The organism is Agrobacterium tumefaciens str. B6 (assembly GCF_001541315.1).
Taxonomy (GTDB): domain Bacteria; phylum Pseudomonadota; class Alphaproteobacteria; order Rhizobiales; family Rhizobiaceae; genus Agrobacterium; species Agrobacterium radiobacter.
In genome coordinates, this window is record NZ_LMVK01000023.1 from 113,352 (window position 1) to 137,769 (window position 24,418).

Annotated in this window: 15 protein-coding genes and 3 pseudogenes; 8 read left to right on the forward strand and 10 right to left on the reverse strand. The window is 58.5% G+C overall.

Annotated elements, in window-relative coordinates; genetic code table 11:
* The 3 genes from ASB65_RS16685 to ASB65_RS16695 form a co-directional block, all read right to left on the reverse strand.
* The gene (locus ASB65_RS16685; RefSeq protein ID WP_060724737.1) at positions 1–876 is read right to left on the reverse strand and encodes an ABC transporter permease; all 876 of its coding nucleotides are present in this window, start codon (positions 874–876) and stop codon (positions 1–3) included.
* The gene (locus tag ASB65_RS16690) at positions 876–1,817 is read right to left on the reverse strand and encodes an ABC transporter permease (protein ID WP_060724738.1); all 942 of its coding nucleotides are present in this window, start codon (positions 1,815–1,817) and stop codon (positions 876–878) included. The genes ASB65_RS16685 and ASB65_RS16690 overlap by 1 nt, the downstream gene beginning before the upstream one ends.
* 106 nt (positions 1,818–1,923) lie before the next feature.
* Entirely contained in the window at positions 1,924–3,450 is a 1,527-nt protein-coding gene (locus tag ASB65_RS16695; RefSeq protein WP_060724739.1) for an ABC transporter substrate-binding protein, read from the reverse strand.
* 503 nt (positions 3,451–3,953) lie between these two features.
* Between ASB65_RS16695 and ASB65_RS16700 the strand changes: the two genes are divergently transcribed.
* The 4 genes from ASB65_RS16700 (at position 3,954) to ASB65_RS16715 (ending at position 11,395) form a co-directional block, all read left to right on the forward strand.
* Entirely contained in the window at positions 3,954–5,078 is a 1,125-nt protein-coding gene (locus ASB65_RS16700; protein WP_060724740.1) for a glycosyltransferase family 4 protein, read from the forward strand.
* Positions 5,079–5,493: 415 nt separating this feature from the next.
* Positions 5,494–6,690, forward strand: coding sequence for a polysaccharide biosynthesis/export family protein (locus ASB65_RS16705; RefSeq protein ID WP_060724741.1), 1,197 nt, complete (start codon positions 5,494–5,496; stop codon positions 6,688–6,690).
* A 290-nt stretch (positions 6,691–6,980) separates the two neighbouring features.
* Positions 6,981–8,258, forward strand: a complete 1,278-nt coding sequence (locus tag ASB65_RS16710) for an efflux RND transporter periplasmic adaptor subunit (RefSeq protein ID WP_060724742.1) — start codon at positions 6,981–6,983, stop codon at positions 8,256–8,258.
* The gene (locus ASB65_RS16715) at positions 8,255–11,395 is read left to right on the forward strand and encodes an efflux RND transporter permease subunit (RefSeq protein WP_060724743.1); all 3,141 of its coding nucleotides are present in this window, start codon (positions 8,255–8,257) and stop codon (positions 11,393–11,395) included. Before ASB65_RS16710 ends, ASB65_RS16715 begins: the two co-directional genes overlap by 4 nt.
* On the opposite strand, the pseudogene ASB65_RS16720 reads toward ASB65_RS16715, so the two are convergent.
* Both ASB65_RS16720 and ASB65_RS16725 read right to left on the reverse strand, forming a co-directional pair.
* A pseudogene (locus ASB65_RS16720) lies at positions 11,392–11,972 on the reverse strand (invasion associated locus B family protein). The gene ASB65_RS16715 and the pseudogene ASB65_RS16720 overlap by 4 nt on opposite strands.
* Positions 11,972–13,141, reverse strand: a pseudogene (locus ASB65_RS16725) (autotransporter outer membrane beta-barrel domain-containing protein); the annotation flags it as partial. The pseudogenes ASB65_RS16720 and ASB65_RS16725, both read right to left, overlap by 1 nt.
* Before the next feature lie 133 nt (positions 13,142–13,274).
* Between ASB65_RS16725 and ASB65_RS16730 the strand changes: the two are divergent.
* Positions 13,275–13,604, forward strand: a pseudogene (locus ASB65_RS16730) (IS110 family transposase); the annotation flags it as partial.
* A 287-nt stretch (positions 13,605–13,891) separates the two neighbouring features.
* On the opposite strand, the gene ASB65_RS16735 reads toward ASB65_RS16730, so the two are convergent.
* The 3 genes from ASB65_RS16735 to ASB65_RS16745 are packed head-to-tail and all read right to left on the reverse strand — an operon-like array spanning position 13,892 to position 16,466.
* Entirely contained in the window at positions 13,892–14,416 is a 525-nt protein-coding gene (locus ASB65_RS16735) for a flavin reductase family protein (RefSeq protein WP_003506438.1), read from the reverse strand.
* The gene (locus ASB65_RS16740) at positions 14,416–15,309 is read right to left on the reverse strand and encodes an aldo/keto reductase (protein ID WP_060724745.1); all 894 of its coding nucleotides are present in this window, start codon (positions 15,307–15,309) and stop codon (positions 14,416–14,418) included. The genes ASB65_RS16735 and ASB65_RS16740 overlap by 1 nt, the downstream gene beginning before the upstream one ends.
* A complete protein-coding gene (locus ASB65_RS16745; protein WP_003506436.1) occupies positions 15,309–16,466 on the reverse strand; it encodes an LLM class flavin-dependent oxidoreductase in 1,158 nt (385 codons plus the stop codon). The genes ASB65_RS16740 and ASB65_RS16745 overlap by 1 nt, the downstream gene beginning before the upstream one ends.
* Before the next feature lie 100 nt (positions 16,467–16,566).
* Between ASB65_RS16745 and ASB65_RS16750 the strand changes: the two genes are divergently transcribed.
* The 3 genes from ASB65_RS16750 (at position 16,567) to ASB65_RS16760 (ending at position 19,776) form a co-directional block, all read left to right on the forward strand.
* The gene (locus ASB65_RS16750) at positions 16,567–17,271 is read left to right on the forward strand and encodes a GntR family transcriptional regulator (protein ID WP_060724746.1); all 705 of its coding nucleotides are present in this window, start codon (positions 16,567–16,569) and stop codon (positions 17,269–17,271) included.
* Between the two features lie 29 nt (positions 17,272–17,300).
* Positions 17,301–17,663 (forward strand): LysR substrate-binding domain-containing protein, encoded by a 363-nt coding sequence (locus tag ASB65_RS16755; protein WP_060724747.1) that lies wholly within the window; start codon positions 17,301–17,303, stop codon positions 17,661–17,663.
* 517 nt (positions 17,664–18,180) lie between these two features.
* Positions 18,181–19,776 (forward strand): EAL domain-containing protein, encoded by a 1,596-nt coding sequence (locus tag ASB65_RS16760; RefSeq protein WP_060724748.1) that lies wholly within the window; start codon positions 18,181–18,183, stop codon positions 19,774–19,776.
* Between the two features lie 54 nt (positions 19,777–19,830).
* Here ASB65_RS16760 and ASB65_RS16765 read toward each other — a convergent pair whose 3' ends face one another.
* Positions 19,831–20,742 carry a DUF2865 domain-containing protein gene (locus ASB65_RS16765; RefSeq protein ID WP_065695015.1) on the reverse strand — a complete coding sequence of 304 codons (912 nt, stop codon included), beginning with the start codon at positions 20,740–20,742 and terminating at the stop codon, positions 19,831–19,833.
* A 238-nt stretch (positions 20,743–20,980) separates the two neighbouring features.
* Positions 20,981–23,749 (reverse strand): autotransporter outer membrane beta-barrel domain-containing protein, encoded by a 2,769-nt coding sequence (locus ASB65_RS16775; protein ID WP_060724751.1) that lies wholly within the window; start codon positions 23,747–23,749, stop codon positions 20,981–20,983.
* Positions 23,750–24,418 lie beyond the last annotated feature (669 nt).

Here is a 24,418-nt window from a genome sequence, read left to right on the forward strand (position 1 = left end):
TTACAAATCCCTTCGCAGTCTTGGGTCGAGCATGTCCCGCAGCCCATCGCCGACCATTTGCAGCGAGAGCACGGAAAGAATGATGGCAAAGCCGGGGAAATAGGTCATCCAGTCCGCCTGGCCGATATATTGGCGGCCGGCGGAGATCATGGTTCCCCAGGTCGGAATTTCGGGGCTGACACCGAGCCCCAGAAACGACAGGCCGGCCTCGGCCAGCATGGCGCTGGCAAAGAGGAAGGTGCATTGCACGAGGATCGGCGAGATCAGATTGCGCAGCACATGCCGCGTCATGATGTGGAAGGTGGAGATGCCGAGTGCCTTCGCCGCTTCCACATAGGGCAGTTCACGGATCACCAGCGTCGAAGCACGCACGATGCGGGCAAGGCGCGGCGAATAAACGACCGAGAGCGCGATGATGACAGTCGTCAGCGATGGGCCGAGAGCGGCGACCAGCGCGATGGCCAGCAGAATATCCGGAAAGGCCATCATGGCATCGATCAGCCGGGCGATCGGCGTATCCAGTTTCTGGAAGAAACCGGCAAGCAGGCCGAGCGTGATGCCGATCAACGCCGAGAGCGCCACCACGACGGCCCCCACCAGAAGCGATAGCCTTCCGGCATAAATGGTGCGGGAAAACACGTCGCGGCCGAATTCGTCGGTGCCGAACCAGTAGAGTTCGCTCGGCGGCTTCAGGCGGTTCACGATCGACAGTTTCGACGGTGAATAAGGCGCGATCATCGGTGCGAAAACGGCAAGCAGCACGAAGACCAGCAGCACGATCAGACCGGCGGCAACCGTCTTGCGCTTCAACAGACGCCGAATGAACAGGACGGTCGGGCTGCGCGCCGGCTGGGCGGTGGAGGTGATATCGGCCATCAGTAACGAACCCTCGGATCGACCAGCAGGTAGAGCATGTCGATTGCAAAATTGATGAGCACGTAAAGCCCGGCGATGACGAGAAGCGCGCCCTGAATGACCGGATAATCGCGTCTCAACACGGCTGACACGACGAGATTGCCGATGCCGGGCAGGCCGAAGACGGTTTCCGTGACCACCGCGCCGGAAATAAGCACGGCGGCGGTGAGACCAAGTACGGTCAGGATGGGAATGAGCGCATTCTTCAGCGCATGCTTCATCACCACCCGGCGCTCCTTGACGCCCTTGGCTCTGGCAGTGCGGACGTAGTCGTCACCGAGAACATCCAGCATCGAGGCGCGGGTGAAACGCAGAATGAGGGCCGAGGAAACGAGGCCGAGCGCGATTGCCGGCAAGGTCAGGTGATACATGCGCTCGAGGAAGCTGGCGCCCGGACCGCCATAACCCGACACCGGGAACATATCGAGCCGGACGGCGAAGAACTGCATGAGGATGAGGCCGAGCCAGAAGCTTGGAATGCTCGCCGCCAGCATCGCTATGGTGGTCGCCGCCTGATCCACGAAGGAACCGCGCCGGTAAGCGGCATAGATTCCGACGGGAAGCGCGATGGCGCTGGCAATCAGCAGCGAAAAGATCGTCAGGAAGAAGGTCGGTTCCGCCCGATCCAGAAGCGCCGAGCCGACCGGCATGTTGAGAAAGATCGACTGGCCAAGATCGCCCTTCAGCAATTGCCCGATATAATAGACATATTGCACGCCAAGTGACTGATCGAGCCCGAGCCGGGTGCGCAGTTCCGCAATGTCCTGCGCCGAGGCATCCGGCCCAAGCATCACCGCGGCCGGATCTCCGGGCGTGACGCGCAGGATGACGAAAACGATGGTGACGACGAGGAACATCACCACGATCATTCCGGCAAGTCTCTGGAAAATATACCGTATCACGAATAAAGGCTCCCGGTGGCGCAAGCGGCGGACCGCTCATGCTCGACAGTTGAAGCGAAGCTGCTGAAGGGTGCCGGCAACCCGGCACCCGTGTGCCATGGCAATATTACTTCGTGACCGAAGCGTTCCAGAAATACGGCCATGGAGCCGGATCGACGCCTTCCAGCTTGTTGGACTTGGCCGCCACGGCATTGAAGTCGCCGATCTTGAGGAGCGGCAGCTCGGCATAGATCGTCTTCTGCACATTGGCCCAGAGCGCGATGCGTTTGTCCGGATCGGCTTCGGAGGTGAAGGCGTCAACCGCAGCCTTGCGCGTCGGCGTGTCCCACCAGCCCGGCGAACTGGTCGAAAGCGCGCCCATCAGCGCCGGTTCCGGCAGGAAGGGGCTGTGGCTGATATAGATGTCCCAGAGCTTCGGGTCGGCGCGGCGCTGCGTCAGCGTCGCCCAGTCCACCACCTGCATATCCACCTTGAAGCCGGCAAGCTTCAGATATTCCGCGGCGACCTGCGCCATCTTGTAGTGGAATTCATATTGGCGGCTAGTGAGAATGCGCAGCGGCTCGCCATTATAACCGGCCGCTTTGAGCTTTTCGGCAGCGGCTTCCGGGTTGCCGACATTGTAGTTGCCCTCGACGCCGTCTTCCGTGTGCCAGGAGAAATTGTCGGGATAATAGGCGCCGTCAAGCGCATAAAAATCCTTGCCGCCGAAAGCGGCTGCCAGCATGTCTTCCATGTTCAGCGCCTCGGTTACCGCCTTGCGCACCTCAAGCTTGGAAGAAAGACCCTCCTTGGTGTTGAACACGAAGACCGGGAAACCGAAAGGCTTCAGCATCAGCGGCTGCGACGCCGACGACGACTTCACCTTGTCGAAAGATTCCACTGGAATGGAATCGACATAATCATACTGGCCGGAAACAGCGGCCTCGACACGGGTATTCGGATCAGGCACCGGAACGAAGCGAATTTCATCGAGATATTGATGGCGCGCGCCGCCATAACCGTCGCTTTCACCATCACGGGACTTGTAGCCGTCGAAGCGGACGAGCTGAATATACTGGTCGGCCTTACGCTCCTTCAGCATGTAGGGACCGGTGCCGATGAATTCGGCCATCGGCTCCGCCTGCTTTTCAGCGGGCAGGATGATCGCCGCCGAATTGTTGAAGGCAAGCAGCGATGTCAGCGGCGCATAGGGCTGCTTGAGGGTAATCGTCACCGTCCCCGCATCCGGTGCGGAGATATTCTCGATGAAGCCGGCTGCCTGCTTGCCGCGCGAGGCGATCTTCATCCAGCGGCCAAGCGAGGCGACGACATCTTCAGACGTCATGTCGCTGCCATCATGGAACTTGATGCCCTGCCGCAGCTTGATCGTGTAGGTTTTACCATCAGCACTGATCTCGGGCAGGCTTTCCGCCAGAAGCGGCGTCACCTTCCAGCCCTTGTCGAAGGTATAGAGCGTCTCGAAAATATGCTGCGTGACGATGCCGACGAGATCGGCGGTAGACGCCATGGGGTCAAGTGTCGGCGGCTCACCGATCGTCGCGACATTGATGACGCCGCCCTTCTCCGCGGCCATCATTACGTTAGGTGCCAACAGCAAAGCGGCAGTGGCGAGAAATGCAAGTTTACGTCTCATGGTCAAGCTCCCAGCTCTTATGTGTTCCATTATTATGTTATATGCATCTTTATAACAGAATATCTCGATACGTCGCCGTGTCAATGACAATGCGGCATGGCGATGAGTTTCCGTGATCGGCGAAACGGGAGGCAGGTTTGCGCGGGAGGCGGCAAGAGGTTGTAAGGTGATGGAAAAATGGGGATTTTACCCAAAATACAGCGCACCAAAAAATCCAACTCTTCCAGCCGGGACGGCGGGAATGACGGCAGGCGTTCGGCTGTAAAGGAAGAAAGGGAATTAAGAAGGTTGGATATTTCGCATTTGCGAACAAAGTGCTATTAAAGATCGGACCAACATCAGATCACCACATACATACCAGCACATTCTTATTAGTCGTTACGCTATTCATCACCGCCAGCCGTATTTTTAAAGGCTGCAGACAGACCTGATATTCTACACCGCCGAACTTTACTCCAAGGCGGAATATTCATTTTTATTACGTTGAAATTATTGGGGAAATTATGAAGACGGCAATCGTGCATGACTGGCTCACCGACCGAGGTGGCGCCGAAAAAGTGCTTCACAACCTTCTTGAAATTTATCCTCACGCGGACCTCTATTGCCTCGTCGATTTCATGAGCGAGCGCGACCGGGGGTTTCTCGGCGGGCGTCCCGTCAACACCTCCTTCCTCCAGAAACTGCCCTTCGCCCGAAAAAAATACCGCTCCTATCTGCCGCTGATGCCGCTCGCCATCGAACAGTTCGATCTGAGCGGCTATGATCTGGTGATTTCCTCGAGCTACGCGGTCGCCAAGGGCGTCATCACCGGGCCGGGCCAGTTTCACGTCTCCTATATCCATAGCCCCATCCGCTACGCCTGGGACCTGCAGCACCAATATCTCAAGGAAACCAGATTGACGCGCGGCTTCGCCTCATGGATCGCGCGCGCCGTTCTTCACTATATCCGCATGTGGGACATCCGCACCGCCAACGGCGTTGACCTGATGACGGTCAATTCCAAATTCATCCGCAACCGGGTGCGCAAGTGTTATGGCCGCGATTCCACCGTGATCTATCCGCCGGTGGACACGTCCCATCTTTCCCCGTCCGACCTTAAGGGCGACTATTTCGTCACGGCGTCGCGGCTGGTGCCTTACAAGAAGGTGCACCTTATCGTGGAAGCCTTTGCAAAGATGCCGGACAAACGACTGGTCGTCATCGGCGACGGACCGGACATGAAACGCATCCGCGAAATCGCCGCGCCGAATGTCGAAATCCTCGGTTTCGTCGGCAATGAAGAGCTTCACAAATATATGGCCGAGGCCAAGGCCTTTGTCTTTGCGGCAGAGGACGATTTTGGCATCGTGCCCGTCGAATCCCAGGCGCTCGGCACACCGGTCATCGCCTATGGCAAAGGTGGCGTGCTGGAAACCGTCGTTCCTCTCGGTGCCTCCAACCATCCGACCGGCCTTTATTTCGGTGAGCAGACACCGGAAGCGATCTGCGCCGCCGTACAGGAATTCGTCGACAATTCCGATCGCTTCGACAAGAACGCCTGCATCAACAATGCCGCTCGCTTCTCACGTGAGCGTTTCCTGCGGGAATTTGCGGATACCGTGAATTTCGCGCTGGCTGAGCGGGCATAACGAGCTAATAAAAACATTTATAAAACAATTGATTAGAACTCAATTGAATCAACCGCAAAAGAAACCGCGCAAGCGTGACAAAACTGCACTAGCGCAATGCGGTAATCAAAGAGATTATGGCAGCCGACTGAATATTGAAGCACAACAATACTGACACCATCAGGGGATTAAAACATCGTGCCTCGCCCGAAATTTTTCGGCGCAGTTGAGCGATGATCAACTTGAAGCATCGCCTGAAACTGGGCATATGCCTGATTGGCAGGCGTAAACATCTCGGGATGCGATTCCGCTAAACGGATGTAATACCGGTTTTGATTTTCTTTACCGGTGTCATTTATGAAGTGCTTATTTTTAAAAACTTATACGATGTCCGGATTGTTTCTGCTTTTCGGACGGCATTCATTTCGAGGACCAAATGCGTTTATTGAATGTTTCGATTCTGCTTGCCTCCGCAGCACTGGCGGGGTGCACGGTTACAGCGGCCTCAGGGCCCGATGCAGCGTCGATCGAATCTAACGCTTCCGTGAAACTCGCCTCCAAGGACAAGCAGAAAACCGCAGGTGTCGACTATGCGCTGCTCGATATCAACAGCGCCGTTCTCAATTATGTCGGCGATACCACAACCACGACGCTGCTCGGCAGTTTCGGCGGCGGCAAGGGCGGCGTTCCGGCCCTGCCGATGGGTGTCGGCGACGTGGTGCAGGTCGCGATCTTTGAAAGCCAGGCCGGCGGCCTGTTTATCCCGAACGACGCGGGCAGCCGTCCCGGGAACTTCATCAGCCTGCCGAACCAGACGGTGGACCGGGAAGGCAATATCAGCGTTCCCTATGCGGGCAAGATTCGCGCCACCGGCCGCAATGTGGAGGATGTCCAGAGCGAAATCGAGGAACGGCTCGCCAACCGCGCCATCGAGCCGCAGGTTCTCATCACCAAGATTTCCAGCCGCTCCGCGCAGGCCTCCGTGCTGGGTGACGTCAAGGAGCCGACCAAGGTTCAGCTTTCGGAAGCAGGAGATCGCGTTCTCGACGTTATCTCCTATGCAAAGGGCCTTAGCGCCCCGAATATCGAATCCTATGTCACGCTGATCCGCCGCGGCAAGACCGCGCGCGTCAACTACAACCACCTCGTCAGCACGCCGTCCGAAAACATCTATGTGGTTCCGGGCGACACGATCATGGTGGAGCGTGAGCGCCGCACCTATCTCGCCTTCGGCGCTTCGGGCCTGAATGGACGTTTCGAGTTCGAGGATGCCGATCTCAAGCTTTCGGATGCACTCGGCAAGGCGGGCGGGCTGCTCGATTCCCGTGCCGACCCCGCCCAGGTCTATGTCTATCGTATCGTCAAGCGCGATCTTCTCGTGAAGCTCGGCATCAACACGTCCAAGTTCCCCGGACAGGACGTTCCGGTCATCTTCCGCGCCAATCTGCGCGACCCGTCGACCTTCTTCGCTGCCACCAAGTTCCCGATGCAGGATCGCGACATCATCTACGTCACCAATTCGCAGGCTACCGAACTCTACAAATTCCTGGATCTCGTCGGCTCCGTTCCGGCGACGACGGGCAATGTTGCCGAGGACGTGCTTGCCACGCGCAACGCCATCCGGGCCTTCTGATCGTCGGTTTCTCGCCACTTGTACCAAAGCCGCCCCGGAAACGAGGCGGCTTTTTCTTTGGCCGGGACCGGCGGCGAAGGTGAACGTGATCAAGCATGGGCTTTCGGCACGGACCGAAACCGTCTGCCCCCTGAAAGACAACGCATATAGCGACGGTCATTGTCGCCGCCATTACAAAAGTTTAAGGTGATTTCGCAGCGCATTGGGTGTCTTGTGGGGGAAAGCTGCTCCCAAGGCTTACCGCACATGTTCGGGAAACATGTATCGCTCTCATTACGCGGAATCGTCAGATGAAACGTTTCTGGACCGCCCTAAGCGTTCTTGCCATTGCAGCCGCCGGTACCTGGTATTTTAGGGATCGCTTGCCGCTCGACCAAGTTCCTTACCTTAAACAATTCGCCAGCGTCTCGCAGCAGGCGAACACCGAACCGGCGGCACAATTGGCCCAGAGCGGCCAGCCAGCCCGACAGCAGGGACAAAGACAAGGTGGAGGTCGGCGCAATGGCGGGCCACCCACCGTCAGCACCATCGCCGTCAGCAAGGCGACGCTGCCGATGGATGCAACGGCGACGGGCTGGGCGGTTGCAGCCGACATCACCAATATCGCGCCGCTTCAGGCCGGCCTCGTTACCGAAATCGAGGCGAAGGATGGCCAGCACATCGAGGCAGGCGATCTGATCCTCAAGATGGACGATCGCATCGCCCGCGCCGCCGTCGACAAGGACAAAGCCAATATCGCAGCCGATCAGGCAACGCTTGAGCAGACGGAGGCAGCCTTCCAGCGCGCCGCCAATCTGGTCAAGCAAAGCGCGGAATCGCAACAGGTGCTGGATCAGGCCAGGGCGGCGCGCGACAGCGCCAGCGCCAAGATCGATGCCGACAAGGCAACGCTCGCCTCAGATCAGGTGACGCTCGAGCATATGGAAATCCGCGCGCCTTTCGACGGACGGCTAGGCGACGTCACTGTCAGCCCCGGCGCCTATCTCAGCGCAGGCGTCAATATCGTGACGATCACCAAATACGATCCGATCTCGGTCAGTTTCCGGCTTTCGCAACGCTATCTGCCGCAACTGCGTGAAGGCGTGACAAAAGACACCGCTGTTGATGTCGATCCGGCGGCGACGGGTGGCGAGCCGATGAGCGGTGTGCTGCGGTTCTACGACAATACGGTGGACCAGACCTCCGGCACCGTGCTGGCCAAGGCGGAATTCAAGAACGATCGCGGTCTTTTATGGCCCGGCCAGTCCGTCAACGTCACGGCTCATTTTGTTTCGGATGAGGAGATGATCGTCGTGCCGACGGTCGCCGTGCGACCCGGTCCGAAGGGCAATTTCGTCTATACCGTCGATAGCGACCATCATGCCCATATGACGCCGGTGGAAGTCGCCCGTTCGAATGGCGATCTCACGGCCATCGCGAGCGGCCTGAACGGCGGAGAGCATATAATCATCGAGGGCCAATCGGAACTTGCCGATGGCCAGCTCGTCGTCGAGCAATTTTCCGACAAGGGCGGCGCGGCCGGTAATCTGGCCGCCAATATTCCGCAGGAAAAGGTTGGCGGCCAATGATCCCGAATTTCTGCATCAACCGGCCCGTCGCCACCACGCTTCTTGCCATAGGCCTGATACTGGCAGGGCTCGCAGGCTTCCGCCTGCTGCCCGTTGCCGCCCTGCCGAAAGTGGATTTTCCGACGATCAATGTCTCGTCATCGCTTTCCGGCGCTTCGCCGCAAACAATGGCCACCTCCGTCACCACACCGCTGGTGAAGCAGTTCGAAACCATTCCCGGCGTCAGCGAAATCAGCGCCACCAACACGCTCGGCAACAGCTCGATCGTGCTGCAGTTTGATCTCAACCGCGATATCGATGCTGCGGCCGCCGATGTGCAGGCGGCAATCTCGCGCGCGCAGCGGCAGTTGCCGAGCAACATGACGACGACGCCGAGCTATCGCAAAACCAACCCGGCCGATGCGCCGGTGCTGCTGCTCGCTGTCAACAGCAAGGAAATGCCCACCAGCAAAGTGGACGAAATCGCCGAAAACATCATCTCGCCGCTTCTTTCCACCATTTCGGGCGTCGCCCAGGTCAGTATTTATGGCGCGCAGACCTACGCCGTGCGCATCGGCCTCGACCCCACGCAGCTCCAGGCAAGAGGCCTCGGTGTCGACACCGTCACCACGGCCATCGCTCAGGCCAACAATCAGGTGCCTGTCGGCGCCCTGCAAAACGAAAATCAACGCCTGACGATCGAGGCGGACACGCAACGCACCAATGCCGAGGCGTTCCGCTCGCTGGTCGTTTCAACGACCAACGGCGCACGGATTCACCTCGGTGATATCGCCAATGTCACCGACAGCATCGACAACACCAATGCCGGCAGCTGGTTCGATGGCGAACAGGCCATCATTCTCGCCGTGCAGCGTCAACCGGATGCCAATACAGTCGAGGTTGTTGACGCCATCAAGGCCAAGCTTCCGGCGCTTCACCAGCAATTACCGCCTTCAGTCAATATCAACGTCATGAATGATGCCTCGACCGCGATCAAGGACGCGATCTCGGACGTGCAGTTCACGCTGTTCCTCACCATCGGGCTGGTGGTGGCTGTCATTTATCTCTTCACCGGACATCTGACGGCAACCATCATTCCGGGGCTTGCCGTGCCGCTGTCACTCATCACCGCCTTCGGCATGATGTATGTCCTGGGTTACAGCATCGACAATATTTCACTGCTCGGACTAACCCTGTCCGTGGGGCTGGTGGTGGACGATGCCATCGTCATGCTGGAAAACATCCTGCGCCTGCATGAAAAAGGCCTGCCCATGCGGGAAGCCGCCCTTCAGGGCGCGGCAGAGGTCAGCAGCACCATTCTGTCCATGTCCATCTCGCTGGTTGCCGTCTTCATTCCCATCCTGTTGATGGGCGGCGTCATCGGCAGGCTCTTTAACGAGTTCGGCATGGTCGTCACGCTCGCGATCATGGCCTCGGCGCTGGTGTCGCTGACGGTGACGCCGATGCTCGCTTCGCGCCTCTCCGGCCATTCCTCCAGACCACCGGCGATCATCCGCTGGTTCGATGCGGGTTTCGAACGTACGCTACGCGCCTATGGTCGCGCCGTCGGCTGGTGCCTTTCCCATCGCCGCATCGTTTTGGCGTCATTTCTCGCCTCGGTCGCGGCATCGCTTTATCTCTTCGAAACCCTGCCCTCCAGCTTCTTCCCCCAGGAAGATATTGGCCGTCTTTCGGTCTCGACACAGGCGCGTGAGGATATTTCCTACACGGCGATGCGTGACCTGCAGGCTCAGGTCGCCGATCAGATCCGCAAGAATCCGGCCGTGGTGCACGTCACCTCCATTGTCGGCGGCAATTCCCGTAACCCGCTGAACAACGGCTCGATGTTCGTGGAACTGAAGCCGAAGGAAGAGCGTGCGCCGCTGAGCCAGGTGCTCACGGAACTTGGGCAGGCCACATCGAAAGTGGCGGGCACCCGCACCTATATCAACCCGCAGCAGAGCCTGCGTTTCGGCGGGCGCAGCTCCGCCAGCCAATACCAGCTCGTCGTTCAGGGCCTGAATGCCGACACGACCAATGAATGGTCGAACAAGCTGATGGAGGCGATGCGCCGCGATCACACCTTCACGTCAGTCACCTCGGATGCCCAGAATGGAGCGATCGCCGCAACGATTTCCGTCGATCCGGAAAAGGCGGCCGCCTTCGGCATCACCAATGATCAGCTGCGCAAGACGCTGGAAATGTCTTTTGGCGGTTATACGGCGGCGCAGATCCAGTCCACCGGCGACAGCTACGACGTTATCGTGGAATTCGACAGCTCCAAACCGTGGAATGATGATTTCCTCAGCGATATCAACATTCTCTCCGCAAAATCGGGCGTTCTGGTTCCGCTTTCAAACTTCGCCACCCTCACCCGCACACAGGCGCCTGTGACCATCAACCAGACGGGCCAGCTCGTCTCCACGACGATTTCCTTCAACCTGCCTGACGGCGTGGCGCTTTCCGATGCCACAAGCCGGATCGATCAGATCAAGAGCACGATAGGCCTGCCGCAGGATGTCTTCACCAGCTATGGCGGCACGGCGGCGATCTTCCAGCAGAGCCAAGGCAATACCGGCATTCTCATTCTGGCGGCGGTGCTGACCATCTATGTGGTTCTCGGCGTGCTCTACGAAAGCTTCATCCACCCGCTGACCATCCTCTCCGGCCTGCCGGCGGCGGCCTTCGGCGCGCTGGTGGCGCTGAAGGTGATGGGCATGGATTTCTCGATCATCGCGCTGATCGGCCTGCTGATGCTGATCGGCATCGTCAAGAAAAACGCGATCATGATGATCGACGTGGCGGTGGAATTGATGCGCGAAAAGGCCGAACCACCGGCTACAGCCATTCACGAAGCCTGCGTGCGCCGGTTCCGACCGATCATGATGACGACCTTCTGTGCACTCCTTGGGGCGCTCCCCATTGCACTCGGCTCGGGCGCGAGTTCGGAACTGCGCCAGCCGCTCGGTATCGCCGTGGTCGGCGGCCTCATCGTCTCGCAATTGCTGACGCTGTTCATCACGCCTGTCATCTTCGTGGAAATGGACAGGTTTGGCCACTTCCTCACCGGTCTGTTTTCCCGCAAAAAATCAGCCGAGAAACATGCTGAACAGCAAAAGCCGGAAGGCGCCGTAGAGCCCGATTCCGTCGCGGCTTAATACAGGCTTCCGAGGTGCTTCAACGCCTCGGAAAAACCTGCCGACTGCAGCTGGAATGAGACGGTTCGGCCCTGCAGGTCCGGGGCTTCGATCGTCGGCGTCTTGCCTGTTTCCAGAGCCGAGACAAGTTCGACGAAGGGCGTGAAAGACACGACACAGCCGACAGGAAGGCAGGTGCTCACTGCACTTCCTGCAGCCGCACATTGCCGGATTTTATCGAAAAGAGCTTGGTGACAGCCAGACCGAACGGCATGACGATGGTGCCTGAAAGCTGTCCCGGCGTTTTGGAATCATCAAGCCGGAATTCGACCGAGACGACAAGTTTGCGGGTTTTTTCCTCAAGCTGCACCTGCGCAATGGCGCAGAGCGGTTTGGCCGGCACCGTCTCCGTGGTGTTCGGATCGGCGGGATCTTTTTTCACTGGTGCCGCACAGGCAAGTTGCCAGCTTCCATGAACTTCATGCAGCGGTACGGCCGGGTTCGCGGCTTCCTGCGCACCCGCATCACCCGCCATGGCCCCTGCGAAGACGGCAACAGCAAGCGCCGCGTTCCGCGACATGTTTGGTTTGAATGGCATCAGAAACGGACTCCCAGTTCGGCTGAAGCGGATTGATCCAGCACACCCGCTCCAAAGACCGCGCCATAACGGAATGTCAAAGTGGCGGAAGGACCAAGATCGTAGCCAAGCCCCAGGTTAAGCAGCGTGACATCCTGCGTCATCGCTGCTCCTGAGACGGAAAATCCATTGCCGCCGGTATAAAACAATGTGCTCACCACTGACGGGTCACCATAGGCGTGCCGCCATCCGATATCGAACGTCGCCTGCCCGGACATGTCGTCCAACGAAATATCCTGACGCAAACGCGCACCAAGCGTCGTGTATAGCTGATCGTGGCTGGCCGAACCGGACGAAACCGCGGCAACACCGCCCTTCTCGCCAAAGGCCTTCGTTTCTAGGTTCACATAGCTGATATTGGCATAGGGCTCGATCAGGGTGCGATCGAGATCGAAACGCCAGGCGGCCTCGGCAAAGGCCTGCGTTGTGGATGCACCATAGCTGGCCGTGAGATTTTCCTGCAATGTTGAAAAGGAAAGCACGCGGCGCGTGTCGATATCCTGAAAGGCATGGGTCGCGCCGAGGCGCAGCGATGCCGGACCGTTCGTCAGACCCGCATAAGCTACCACATAATAGCTATCCACATCCGCCGATGCGGACTTCTGGCTTATGCTGTCGTGGCCGTAACCCGCGGCAACACCAGCACGCAGGCCGTCACCCAAATCTCCATCCAGACCGATAAGGACGCCCTTACCTTTGATATCAACGGTTGCGCCATTTCCATCACCGTCGATACGGCTGCGCGATCCGAATCCATTGGACCAGACCGTGAGGGAACCCTCGTCCACACGCTGTGGTCCGCCCTCGCCCGTCACATTGTCGGTGGACATGATCGAGCGCGAATCCACACCGCCGAAGGCGCTGCGCAACCTCTCGAGAATGACATCCCGCGTCAGCTGGCTGCGATTTATCAATGCCATGGCCAGTGAGGGATGCAGTTCGCCGGCAAGCTGTGAAAAGGCGGATTGCGTTTCATTTTGCCTCAGAAACAATGCCGCCTGATAAAGCGCCGGATCTTCCCGCGCTGTCTCGACAGCATTGGCGGCATTTTGGGCATTCTCCGAGGATGTCTCAGAGGCAAGCAGCCCGGAATCCGGCGATGCACGGTTAAAGGAGAGATATGCGGTGCCGTAACACCTTCGGAAGTTTGCGTTGCAAGAGGCTTTGACCAGTTGCGTAGCCCAATCAGGCGAAGCAGGTGGTTATAGCCGGGCATCAGGTCTCACAGTGGTTTTGCGAAGCCACACTGTAAGGAGACCGGCTATGACCGATTGTGACATTACAGCATCTGCTCCCGTTCTGGCAGCTATCGATATTTCCAAAGAACGCCACGAGGTGCTGATCGAAGCACCGGACAAAAAGCGCCGACGTCGGGTGAGCGTGCTCAACAATCTTGATGAGTTCGATCGCCTCATCAGCTTGCTGCGCAGCTATCAGCGTCCTGTCCGCGTAGCCTTCGAAGCAACGGGAAACTATCATCGCGCATTGGCATACCAGCTCGGCTCAGCCGGCTTCGAGATCAAACTGATCTCATCGATCGCGCTGGCTCGGACCAGGGAGGCATTGCATAATTCCTGGGATAAAAACGACCCTGCCGGACGGGCCTAAAACCTGAACCGGTCTTCGACGCCTCTTCCCGCCAGAAACCACCGGTCATCAATTTTTCCTCATCGGCGCATCATTTCGCCTGTTATGTCCGGCGAATCATCTCTTGCTGCCACTTAACCCGGTTTCAGAGACCAGCGTCAGTATAAAAAGCGAACAATGCTATTTTACTTCGAAAAAAAGGAGCGCGACCAGCGCGCTCCTTAGAAAAGTGGAGTGTTTCCCTAATAACGGCATCACTGATACCGAAGGTTCCGGAATGACCGAAGGTTCCGTTATTGCCGGGCGAAGCGACCGAAGGTGCCGCCCGAAAAACACAGCGGATCGCCATCACGATGCGCGGCGCGCAGCACCTCACCGACGATGATGGTGTGGTCGCCCGCATCATGGGCCGCCGCCTGTCGGCACTCGAAACGGGCAAGTGTTCCGGGGATGACCGGCACGCCTTCGTCGTTCAATTCCCAGTCCAGATCGTCGAAGGCACGGCCGTTGCGGGTAAAGCGGGCGCTCAGCACGTCCTGATCCGCGCTCAGAACGTGGATAGCAAAATGGGTCGCACCGCTGAAGGCCTGATAACGTGATGAGCTTTTGGCCGGTGACCAGAGCACCAGCGGCGGATCAAGCGACACGGACGCAAAGCTGTTGACTGTCATGCCGATCGGGCCTTCCGGCGTGGTGGCGGTCACGACAGTCACGCCTGTCGTGAAAGCGCCGAGCGCATTACGAAAGCTGCGACTGTTTTCGCCGCCGGGAACGAATACATGCTCATTGGGCATCTTGATCGCCTCTGCCACTGTCATCACGGCACCTCTTTTCCAATCGCAAGGGTGTAGAGTTCGAACCATGTCTGGCGGTCCATCGTCACGCGGAGCGCATCGGCCGCGGTTCTGATACGCTCGATATTATTGGTGCCGAGCACCGGCACGATCTTCGCCGGATGACGCAGCAGCCAGGCGATCGCGACAGCCGTCGCATCAACGCCCTGTTCCTTGCCGATGCGCTGCAGGGCAGCCATGGTGCCACCATGAGCACCCGAAAACAGCGAACCGCCGCCAAGCGGCGACCATGCCATCGGAGAAACGCGCTTTTCCTGCAGGAAAGCGAGATCGCCATTGGTAAAGCAATCCGTGGCGAGAAGGCTCATCTCGATCTGGTTGGTCACCAGCCGGTTGCTCATGGCCGATTGCAGCAGGGAAAAGTCCCACGGGCGGAAGTTGGAGACGCCGACGGCCTTCACCTTGCCAGACGCCACCAGCGCATCGAGCGCCTTGCCGGTTTCTTCCGCGTCGATCAACGGGTCCGGACGGTGAATGAGCAGCAGATCGACGTGATCTGTTCCCATGTCGCGAAGAGATGCCTCAACCGAAGCATTGATGTGGCCAGCCGTCGTATCGTAGTGCTTGACGCGGGCGGCGGAGTGGCGGCCGGCCGGCGCAACGATGCCGCATTTGGTAACGATTTCGATCTTGTCGCGCAGTACGGGCGCGGCCTTCAGGCCCGCTCCCAGAATCGCTTCCGCCGTGTATCCGCCATAAATATCGGCCTGATCCATGGTGGTGATGCCCTGCGCGAGGCAGGCCTCGATCTTCGCCTGCACATGGGCGGGCGATGTATCAGCGTCGTCACCGATGCGCCACATGCCATAGACGATGCGGCTGAGTTCGAGTTTGTCGGAAAGAGCAATGCGTTCCATCAGTGGCGTTCCCCGTTGCCGAGCGGCGTGGCCGGCGTTTCAGAAGGCACCCGGCCGTAGGCATGCGGCAGGGAGCAGGTTTTCATCTGCGGCAGAACCTTGGTGCCGAAATGTTCCGCCTCGTCAAGATGCGGATAACCGGAAAGGATGAAGGCACGGATGCCCATCTTCTGGTAATCCTCCAGCGCCGAAAGAACCTGATCCGTCGAACCGACCAGCGCCGCGCCGCAGCCGGAGCGCGCCCGGCCGATGCCGGTCCACAGATTGGGTTCGACATAACCGAACTTGTCAGCGAGTTCGCGGGCTCGTGCCTGATGCGACACGCCGAGCGAACCGCTGTCATGAGCGCGGTTACGGATCAGCTGGCCATACTCATCATCCAGCTTCGAGACCAGATGTTCGGCATATTCGCGGGCTTCCTGCTCGGTATCGCGCACGACCATATGGACACGCAGGCCATAATCCAGCGTGCGTCCATGGGCGGCGGCGCGCTCATTGGCGGCGCGCATGCGGTCTGCCAGTTGATCCTTCGTCTCGGGCCACATCAGATAGACGTCACATTGTGCGCCGCAGAGTTCCAGCGCATCGGGAGAGTAACCACCGAAATAGAGAAGCGGGCCGCCATTTTGCTGGTAGGGTCTTGCCGGTTCGGTCGACACACCCTTGAACTGGTAGATCTCGCCGTCATGATCGATGGTGTCGCGGGTCCAGGCCTGACGCAGAATCTCAACGACCTCGTGGCTGCGCTTGTAACGGAAGGCGCTGTCGGCCACTTCGCCGGGGAAATCGGAGCTGATGACGTTGAGCGTCAGGCGGCCCTTCAGCATGTGATCGAGCGTGGCAACCGTGCGCGCCAGCATGATCGGCTGCATCTCGCCGCAGCGGATCGCCGCAAGGAAATTGATGCGGTCGCTGATCGGCGCACAGCCGGCGACGAAGCTCAGCGTATCCTGCCCGACCTGATAGGACGAAGGGCAGAGAATGTTGCGAAAGCCGAGTTCTTCGGCTTTTTTGACGATATCGGAGCAATGCTCGAAGCTGGAGCGCAGGCTACCGTCAGGCACGCCGAGATAGGCGTAGTCATCGGAACACAAAGCGGAAAACCAGGAGACCTCGGCAGCATCGAGATCAGCGGATGTAACGGGTACGACGGTCATGCAATTCCTCCTCAAGGCCGCTCTCGTTTTTCTTGCATAACATCAAGAAATATGTAAATCAATGATGTATCAATTTTTGTTTCGGGGGAGGAAACGGCATATGAAACACACTGGCGGCAGCCTGCCCATGTATATGCAGATCGCCGAAATGCTGGTGCGCGAGGTGGCGGCGGGCCGGTTGATCGACGGCGAGAAGCTGGCGCCGGAGCGCGATATGGCGGCCGATCTCGGCATCGCCGTCGGCACACTGCGTAAGGCGCTTGCCGAGTTGCAGGAACGCGGCCTTCTGGAGCGCGTGCAGGGTTCCGGCAATTACATCCGCGCCGTCAGCGATCCGCAAAGTGTCTACGCCTTCTTCCGGCTCGAACTGATCGAAGGCGGCGGCCTGCCGACGGCGGAGGTTCTGGATGTGGCGCGCCTTGCCAAGCCTGCCAACCTGCCCGCCTTCGGCACATCGGCGGAAGGGCACAGGATCCGCCGTCTGCGGCGCATCGCCGGCAAACCGGCAGCCATCGAGGAAATCTGGCTTGACGGCTCTTACGTCGACTCAATCGCGATCGAGAACATGTCGGAATCGCTCTACCTCTATTACCGTACCCGCCTCAACCTCTGGATATCCAAGGCGGAGGATCGCATCGACCTCGGTGACGTGCCCGAATGGACGCCCGAAGTTTTCGGACAGAAAGCCGGCGTATCGGTGCCGCGAGTTCTGCGCCTCAGCCAGGCGCAGGATGGCGCAGTGGCCGAAGTTTCATGGACCTGGTTCGACCATACAGTCGCGCGATACGTTTCACGCATACGTTGAGATCCGGTCGAATCGGCCAATGGAAGAGGTTGCTGAAGCAGTCGGTTTCGGCGCGTCACGGCTGGCTGTTCACCGATCCGCAGAAGGCGGTGGTCACCAACTCGCTTCAGCTCGTCAAACAGCTTGCTCGCAGCGGCCGCTACATCGCGTTCACTTCGGAACTGGATGCGGCGCCGGAACTGAGCGAGGGATCGCTGATCTTCCTGCCGGTGCGCGACAAGAGTGCCGAACCGCAAACGGTTAGCGTGGCCATAGGTGCAAGAAAGCCGCTCTCCCGCATTGGCCGCATCGTCGCCGATCTGCTGACCGTGGAAATCAAAGCATCTCTCGACAGCGCGCGGTTGCAGCACGTTAATCTTAGCGGGATCGATCATCACAGCCGGCCTGGCTGATACGTGGCAGCGGCTGAACCCGCCCTTCATGATGCCTTGAGAATAAGCGGCGACATGCTAATTCCAGGCGATGGGAGTGATGCCTGCTTTTTATAGGTAGGTTGGTGAAGAGCCAATCGAGATAAGGTCTTTTTTCCCGGCATTGTGGACGGCTCTGGAACGATTTGGACGTTTCGAGGTAAGCGACCTCCTGCGGAAGTACTGGCAGAAACTCGCATACTGCAAAGCGTCAACAGACCTCCGCTTTCCAATCGCAAGTTCAGGCCAGAACAGATTCCGAAACTGAAGCCCAGAAAGGGGGAAGGCCCGAATGCTACCTTTGATACACGTCGAAAGACGTGCGGAAGGGCTCCGATGAGGTATGGTGGAGGATTTTAGCAATTGGAGATTTAAATGGGACGAGGCAGGATTGAAGGTGGCGTCTTGGATCCCTTCGAGCGATCGAACTAATATCGAAAAAATATCAGGTAAGCGCATGGAGAGTAACGTGCAATTGTATCCGCGAGAGTGCCGGTAGATGGAAGCAAGGCGTTCCCGCATCATCGCGCTTGGCGTTCTTCTAGGGGTTCTCGGCGCCGTCATCCCGATTGCGACAATGGCCTATACATCATGGGTGATTGCCGTCCGGAAGGACCAGGACACTCTGAAAGTGCTTGCGAGCCAGGCAATTCAACGGGCATCCGATACGTTCAGGGCTGCCAAGGATGTTCTCGACACTGCCAAGGCAGCCCATCTGCCGCCGTGCTCCACCGAACATATTGAATTGATGCGCAAGCTGACGATGAACGCACCGTCAGTGGAGGAAGTGGGATATTTCGAAAACGGCCATCTCAAATGCACATCCTGGGGTATTACCCACGGTTTTTTTCCTAAATCCCGCACCGAATATGCGACACCCGACGGGATGGAAGTCGCCATCCGGATAGAGCCTACCGTCAGTCAGGGCACACGAATGACGGCGCTTCACTTCGGGGCGCACAATGTGCTCGTCGCTCCCTCGCGTTTTGTCGATATTCTGATCGACGACAGCATGTCCCTTGCCATCACAACCGAGCAAGGCGTTCTGATAAACCAATTGAACGCGCCTGACCCGCAGTTGGTGAAAGCATTGCTGAGCGAGCCCAAAGTGGGCATGACCGACGAGATTATCTACGCAGTCAGCCGTGGCGACGGACTGGCCGCGATCGCAATGGAACCCCGCGCAAACATTACAGCGAAGGTTCGGGGCGAGCAGATATTTTACCTGCCCGCTGGGGCAATCATCGCGGCATTCGTTGTCGGCACCGTCATCTGGTTGTCGAGGAACCGCCTGTCGCCCCTGGCTGAACTTGGTATTGCCGTTCAGAAACGCGAATTCATCGTTCATTACCAGCCGATTGTGGAGCTGAAGACCGGTATCTGCATCGGCGCGGAGGCGCTTGTTCGCTGGCGGCGACCGGATGGTCTTCTGGTGCGCCCCGATCTCTTCATTCCGCTGGCGGAAGAAAGCGGTTTGATCCTGGCGATTACCGATCAGGTTGTCGATGCCATCGTCACCGATCTGCGGAAGGTGCTTGTCGAGGACCGGACGCTGCATATCGCCGTTAATCTCAGCGCGGCCGATGTCGCGTCCGGCCGTATCCTCACCGTCATCGCGGAAAAGCTGAAGCATACGGATATCCGGCCCGAACAAATCTGGCTGGAGGCGACGGAGCGCGGCTTCATCGATATCGAAGCCGCAAAAATTACGCTGGCCGAAGCACGGCAACGCGGCCACTCGGTGGCGATTGACGATTTTGGAACCGGTTATTCAAGCCTGCAATATCTGCAGGGCCTGCCGATGGATGCGTTGAAGATCGACAAATCCTTTGTCGACACGGTGGGCAAGGATACGGCCACCAGTTCGGTTACATCGCACATCATCGGCATGGCCAAAGCGCTCGGCCTGTTTACCGTGGCGGAAGGGATCGAGACGGAAGAACAGGCGGAATATCTCAGGGAGCAAGGCGTCGACTTCGGGCAAGGATGGCTGTTCTCCAAGGCGCTGCCCGTCAACGAATTCGTTGCATACCATCGCCTTACGAAGCAAAAATACGGGGCGTCTCGTGAAATTATTCAGGCAGCAGCTAAATAGAATACCAAGACCCGCGAGGTGGTGCTAGCGGCCATTGATGAATATCCATTGAACCTACCGTTCCTTGTCCAACTGGGCCTTCGCACGGAACTCGCCCTCGCTGTCCTGAAGGAAAACCGGCCCGACAATTCGGACTGTCCGCTCACCGCTCTGCGGCAAAAGGGGCCCCTCGAAAGCCAGGGCCGATGACGCCACGTTTGCCGGCCGCAGAGAAGGAACAGGAATAATGGAACCAGTGAGATCGGTGGTCGAAACGGTGCGGGCGCTGAGTTCGTTCATCCGTGCGAAATAGCGCGACCAGTTGCATGAATTCCGGCCCAGATCCGTCTGATATCGAAAGGCAGCCGCAAGCTCCCTGTAGGGCGTTTTTGTCTCGACCGATAGCATCTCCGATATTTCCAGCTGCGGATTTTCGAGAACATAGACGGTCATTGCCGGATCCTCGCAAATGAAGCGGCATTGTTCGATTGCGGATTTGGCATAGTTCGGTCCGCCAAATTGTGAGTTCGGCGCCGGGAAGTGATATCCATCGGAAGGCCGAACGCAATAATAAAGGGCGTTGCGGGCATAGACGTCGGACCCCGAACGTCGCTCGGGATCCGACGTGCGCTGCTGCTTGGTGTTGTCGCATCCAAGCGCCTGAAAGCGTGCCTGCAACGAGGCCGACCGCTCGCTCCGACGGACGGCCGCAAGCTCACTCTCGGCATCTGCACGCTGGCGAGCTAATCCCCGACAGGGATTGAACAACCCGCCCGATGCGGCTTTCTCCGGGGTGCAGGACCGTTGTCGTTCAAGCGCCCGTATGGCGGCTATCTGCCGCTGCTTCTGCATCGTCTCCGCGTTGGAAGCGCTCGCGCTGGCCCCCATCTGGCTTCTTATCGTCGTGCAGCTTTGGGCGAGAGCCGGGGCGGAGCCTGAAATGAGGATCAGACCGCATATTGAGGGTAACATCCAGCGGAACGACATGAGGCAGGCTCACCTTCCGCCAGGATGTGGGATTGAGGCCGACGCGGGAAGACAGGGAGTGATATAGCCAGCGGCCTCTGCCCAACTTGGGAAGGACAATCCCAAAACGAAGGCAATCGCTGCCACAATCCTGCTTTTACGCATTCCGCAACCCCCTCAAAATGCCCCAAATGACCTGCTATGCCCGAGCCATCAGATCGTCTCGATCAGCCCGTTCCCACCTGTCCTGATTTACCGATCACCACTTGACGCTGAGGCCGATATTGCCCTCCCAGCTGCGCGATTTTTCGCCTCCGAGATTGGTCGTGTAGTCCACCGTCGCAAACAGGCTGACAGTCTCCGTCAAGGCGGCAGTAACGCCGCCGCCAAGCTCGAACGACGTTCCGCCGAGTTCGGTAACGATCGGATCGCCTGCAAAACGGACCGTCTGGTCGGACGAGAAACTGTGCCAGAGGTTGGCCTTGAGATAGGGCTGAATGAGACCTGCGCTCGTCTCGTATTTGCCCTGCAACCTCACGCCCAGCCGGCCGGTGACGGTGTCTTCGCTGTCGAAGGAGACCAAGGAATAACGATCGGCGGTATCGTCCAGCGAGAGGTGCTGCCAGACAATCTGGGCCTGTGGTTCGAGGCTCCATTGCTCGTCGAGAGCAATCGGATAACCGCCTTCCAGAGAGGCGGTCACAGCGGACCCGTCGATATCGATAGATTGGCCGGCATTTGACGAGGCGCGGCCATCAAACCAGGTTCCCATGAGGACCGCATCGACATACCAGCCCTGTGGCGCGATGTGGCTCCAGTAACCACCGAAGCTCGTGCCGCTGATTTTAACGTTGCCCACGGCAAGATCATTCCAGCCGAGTGCCTGCCCCTTCACGTCGCCGTCCATCTTCGTATACCCGACGAAGAGGCCGAACCGGTCGAAATGCCCGTCGCCGCTTTCACGGCCGAGCAGATCCTGCCCGGCCTGAAGGCCGTAGAGATTACCGTCGAAGCTCGGCGAAACCGTACCGTCCCACTTCATGTCCGTGTTCTGGCCGAAGGTTCTGCCCCATGTATTGGGCATCCATCCGTCGTCCTGAAGTAGCACCTGCTCGCCGCGCCGCTCATGGAAGGTGCCAAGTGTCGACAGCGCCAAATATTGAGCGAGCGGCTGCACAACCGAATAGGTCGGAACCTCGATCCGGTAGAGCGGCACGATATCGGCAATCACCGGCGTGGCGCCCGGTGTCGGCGGCGCAGCGCCGGCGCTTGGGATCAATGCAAGCGTGGTCGGCGGTGCCGGTGGCGCAGGAGGAGGACTTGCAGCAGCTGCCGCCTGTGGCGTGGGCGGAGCTGTCGGTTGCGGATCGCCCGCATTGATCGGAGGCGTCGGGTCCGTCGGGGCCGTCGTCGGGTCCCCCACGGTAGGTATGGGCGTGGGCGGCAGTTGCGAAGCCGGAGGCGCTCCGGTGATTTCGGGCGCCTCGGCCTCCGGCGTGATATTTGGCTGAAGCGGGTCCGGCGCCCCGGCAATCGCCCCGCTCCCCGGCACGATCGTCGAGCGGAGATACCAATTGTCCTGAGTTCCCGCCGAAACACCACCTTTGAACAGGTAATATTCGTATGCGCCGGCAGCAACACGGCTGTTGAGCGCAAATGCGCCGCCCGCGGTGGTCGCGCCATTCACGGCCTCGATGACCATGATCCCGTCCGCACTAGTCGCCGCGCCGGAACCTCCCGCATTGACCACGTTCATGCCCGTGCTTCCGGATGCGGTGCCTCTGTCTATGACCAGCTTGTCGGAAGCGGAGCCGTCACTGCCAAGAACGGTATCAAGAAAAATCTGGCCGCCGTTACCCACATAATCGCCTGAAATCGTAAACGTGTCCGACGCGCCGCCGCCACCATTGGTGAGATCGATACGACCTGAATTGACCAGATTGGCGAATGCCCCCGCCGAAAAGGCGGAAACTCTTCCATTCTGCCCGCCGCCATAGACCGTGCTGGCGGAATCGATCGTTAACGTGCCCGTCCCTGTGCCGCTGTCACCAAGCGTCAGCGTGCCATCGAAGACAAGCTCGGTATCATTGGTAAGGTTTATCGTTTCCCAACTGTCGAAGCGGGCAACCCCTTCGGTCTTGACGTTGCTCATCGTCAGGCTGTCGGTGCCCAGACCGCCGCTTATCTGCGTGGTTGCCCCGATGTGGGCATTCGCGAGATTGGTGAGCGTGGCAGTGTCGTCATCCGCGCCAAGGTCGATCGCGCCGTAGATGATGCCGCCACCGTTCCAGTTGAACCTGTCGTTGCCGAAGCTCAGCAGCACGCTGCCGCCAACCACGCCCCCGGTAACGGTGACGCTGTCAGTTCCACCGCTGACGCTGATATTGCCGCCGATCGTTCCGCCCGAGAGAATGATCGTGTCATTGCCAAAACCGGTCACAAGATTTCGGTCGATAATGCCGCCCGACATGTCGAAGACGTTGTCGTCGAGCTTCATGTTGACACGGCCGATACGGCCACCCGTCATGGTGGCGACATCGCCATCATCAAACGCATCGATGATACGTCCGTCGGACATGAAGAAAGTGTCGAGATTGTCGCCCTGGTTGAGGGACTGGATCGTCCCGCCTGCCATCCGGAAATCGTCTACGCCGCTGCCTTGTTGCACATTGCCGGTAATGGTCCCGCCGGACATGACGAAGGCGTCGTTGCCGTCTCCCTGGACCACGGCGCCATTTATGGTGCCGGAATAGATTTCGATCCTGTCGGCACCGGCTCCAAACGTAACGTTGCCGGCGATAGTTCCCGTGCCGGCAGTTGGAAGAAGCAACGTATTGTTGCCGCCGGTATCGGTCAGCCCACCCACCGACGTACCGCTGTCGCAGATGTAACTGTCGTCACCCGCTGTCGGAGTAAAGATGCACGCGGCATCCACAGGCTCCGAATAGAAAAAGATTGCACCGGAAACCAATGCGGTTCCAGAACAGAGAAATCGTCTTAAGCCATTCATCTGGCAACGACAATTCATAGGTGCCCCCCGTCGCATCGAATGATTTCCCAACCCATTCCATTTGACGAGTGCGAGTACGCCACAGACCCAACGGCGTCGCAACCCTAAGGAGTTACCACAAAAACTTCTACAAATCCGTGAGACGATAGGCGGCCAACTAAAACCGGGAGACCAATCCCGACGGATCGACGCACCTGCATTTCATGACGATAACTATCAGATAAGACTAAATTTTTCCTCACGAACCAGCGCTGAGACTTGCGCTATGTCAATTCGAAAAATATCCGGAAAAAGCGTGCCGCCACGCGAAACAGGACCTGGCGACCACATAGCTACTAAGTTTTTTATTTATAATATTAGGATAAACAGGAATTAAATTTATGCACGGGCCTCAAGGTCGTCACGGCATCTGTGGACACCTCGTTGAATGCAAGAGCAATTTTCAGTCAGGTATGATCTGCGAGTAGCCGGGTGCTGACATCTGTCCGGCCTCTGATGCAACCTTCAAATGTCGAGGACCCGTATGAGAGTTTGCTGACCATATCCAAACCACGAAAGCGTGCTTCGATGCACTTTTTGTGTTTCGGTGTGGAATATTGCCATGTCGGATATGGAAAGGGCCGCTGTTGTTTTCGAACAGGAGCGGACGCTTCCCGCGGGCGCAGACCTGCTCGTTGCCATCAACCG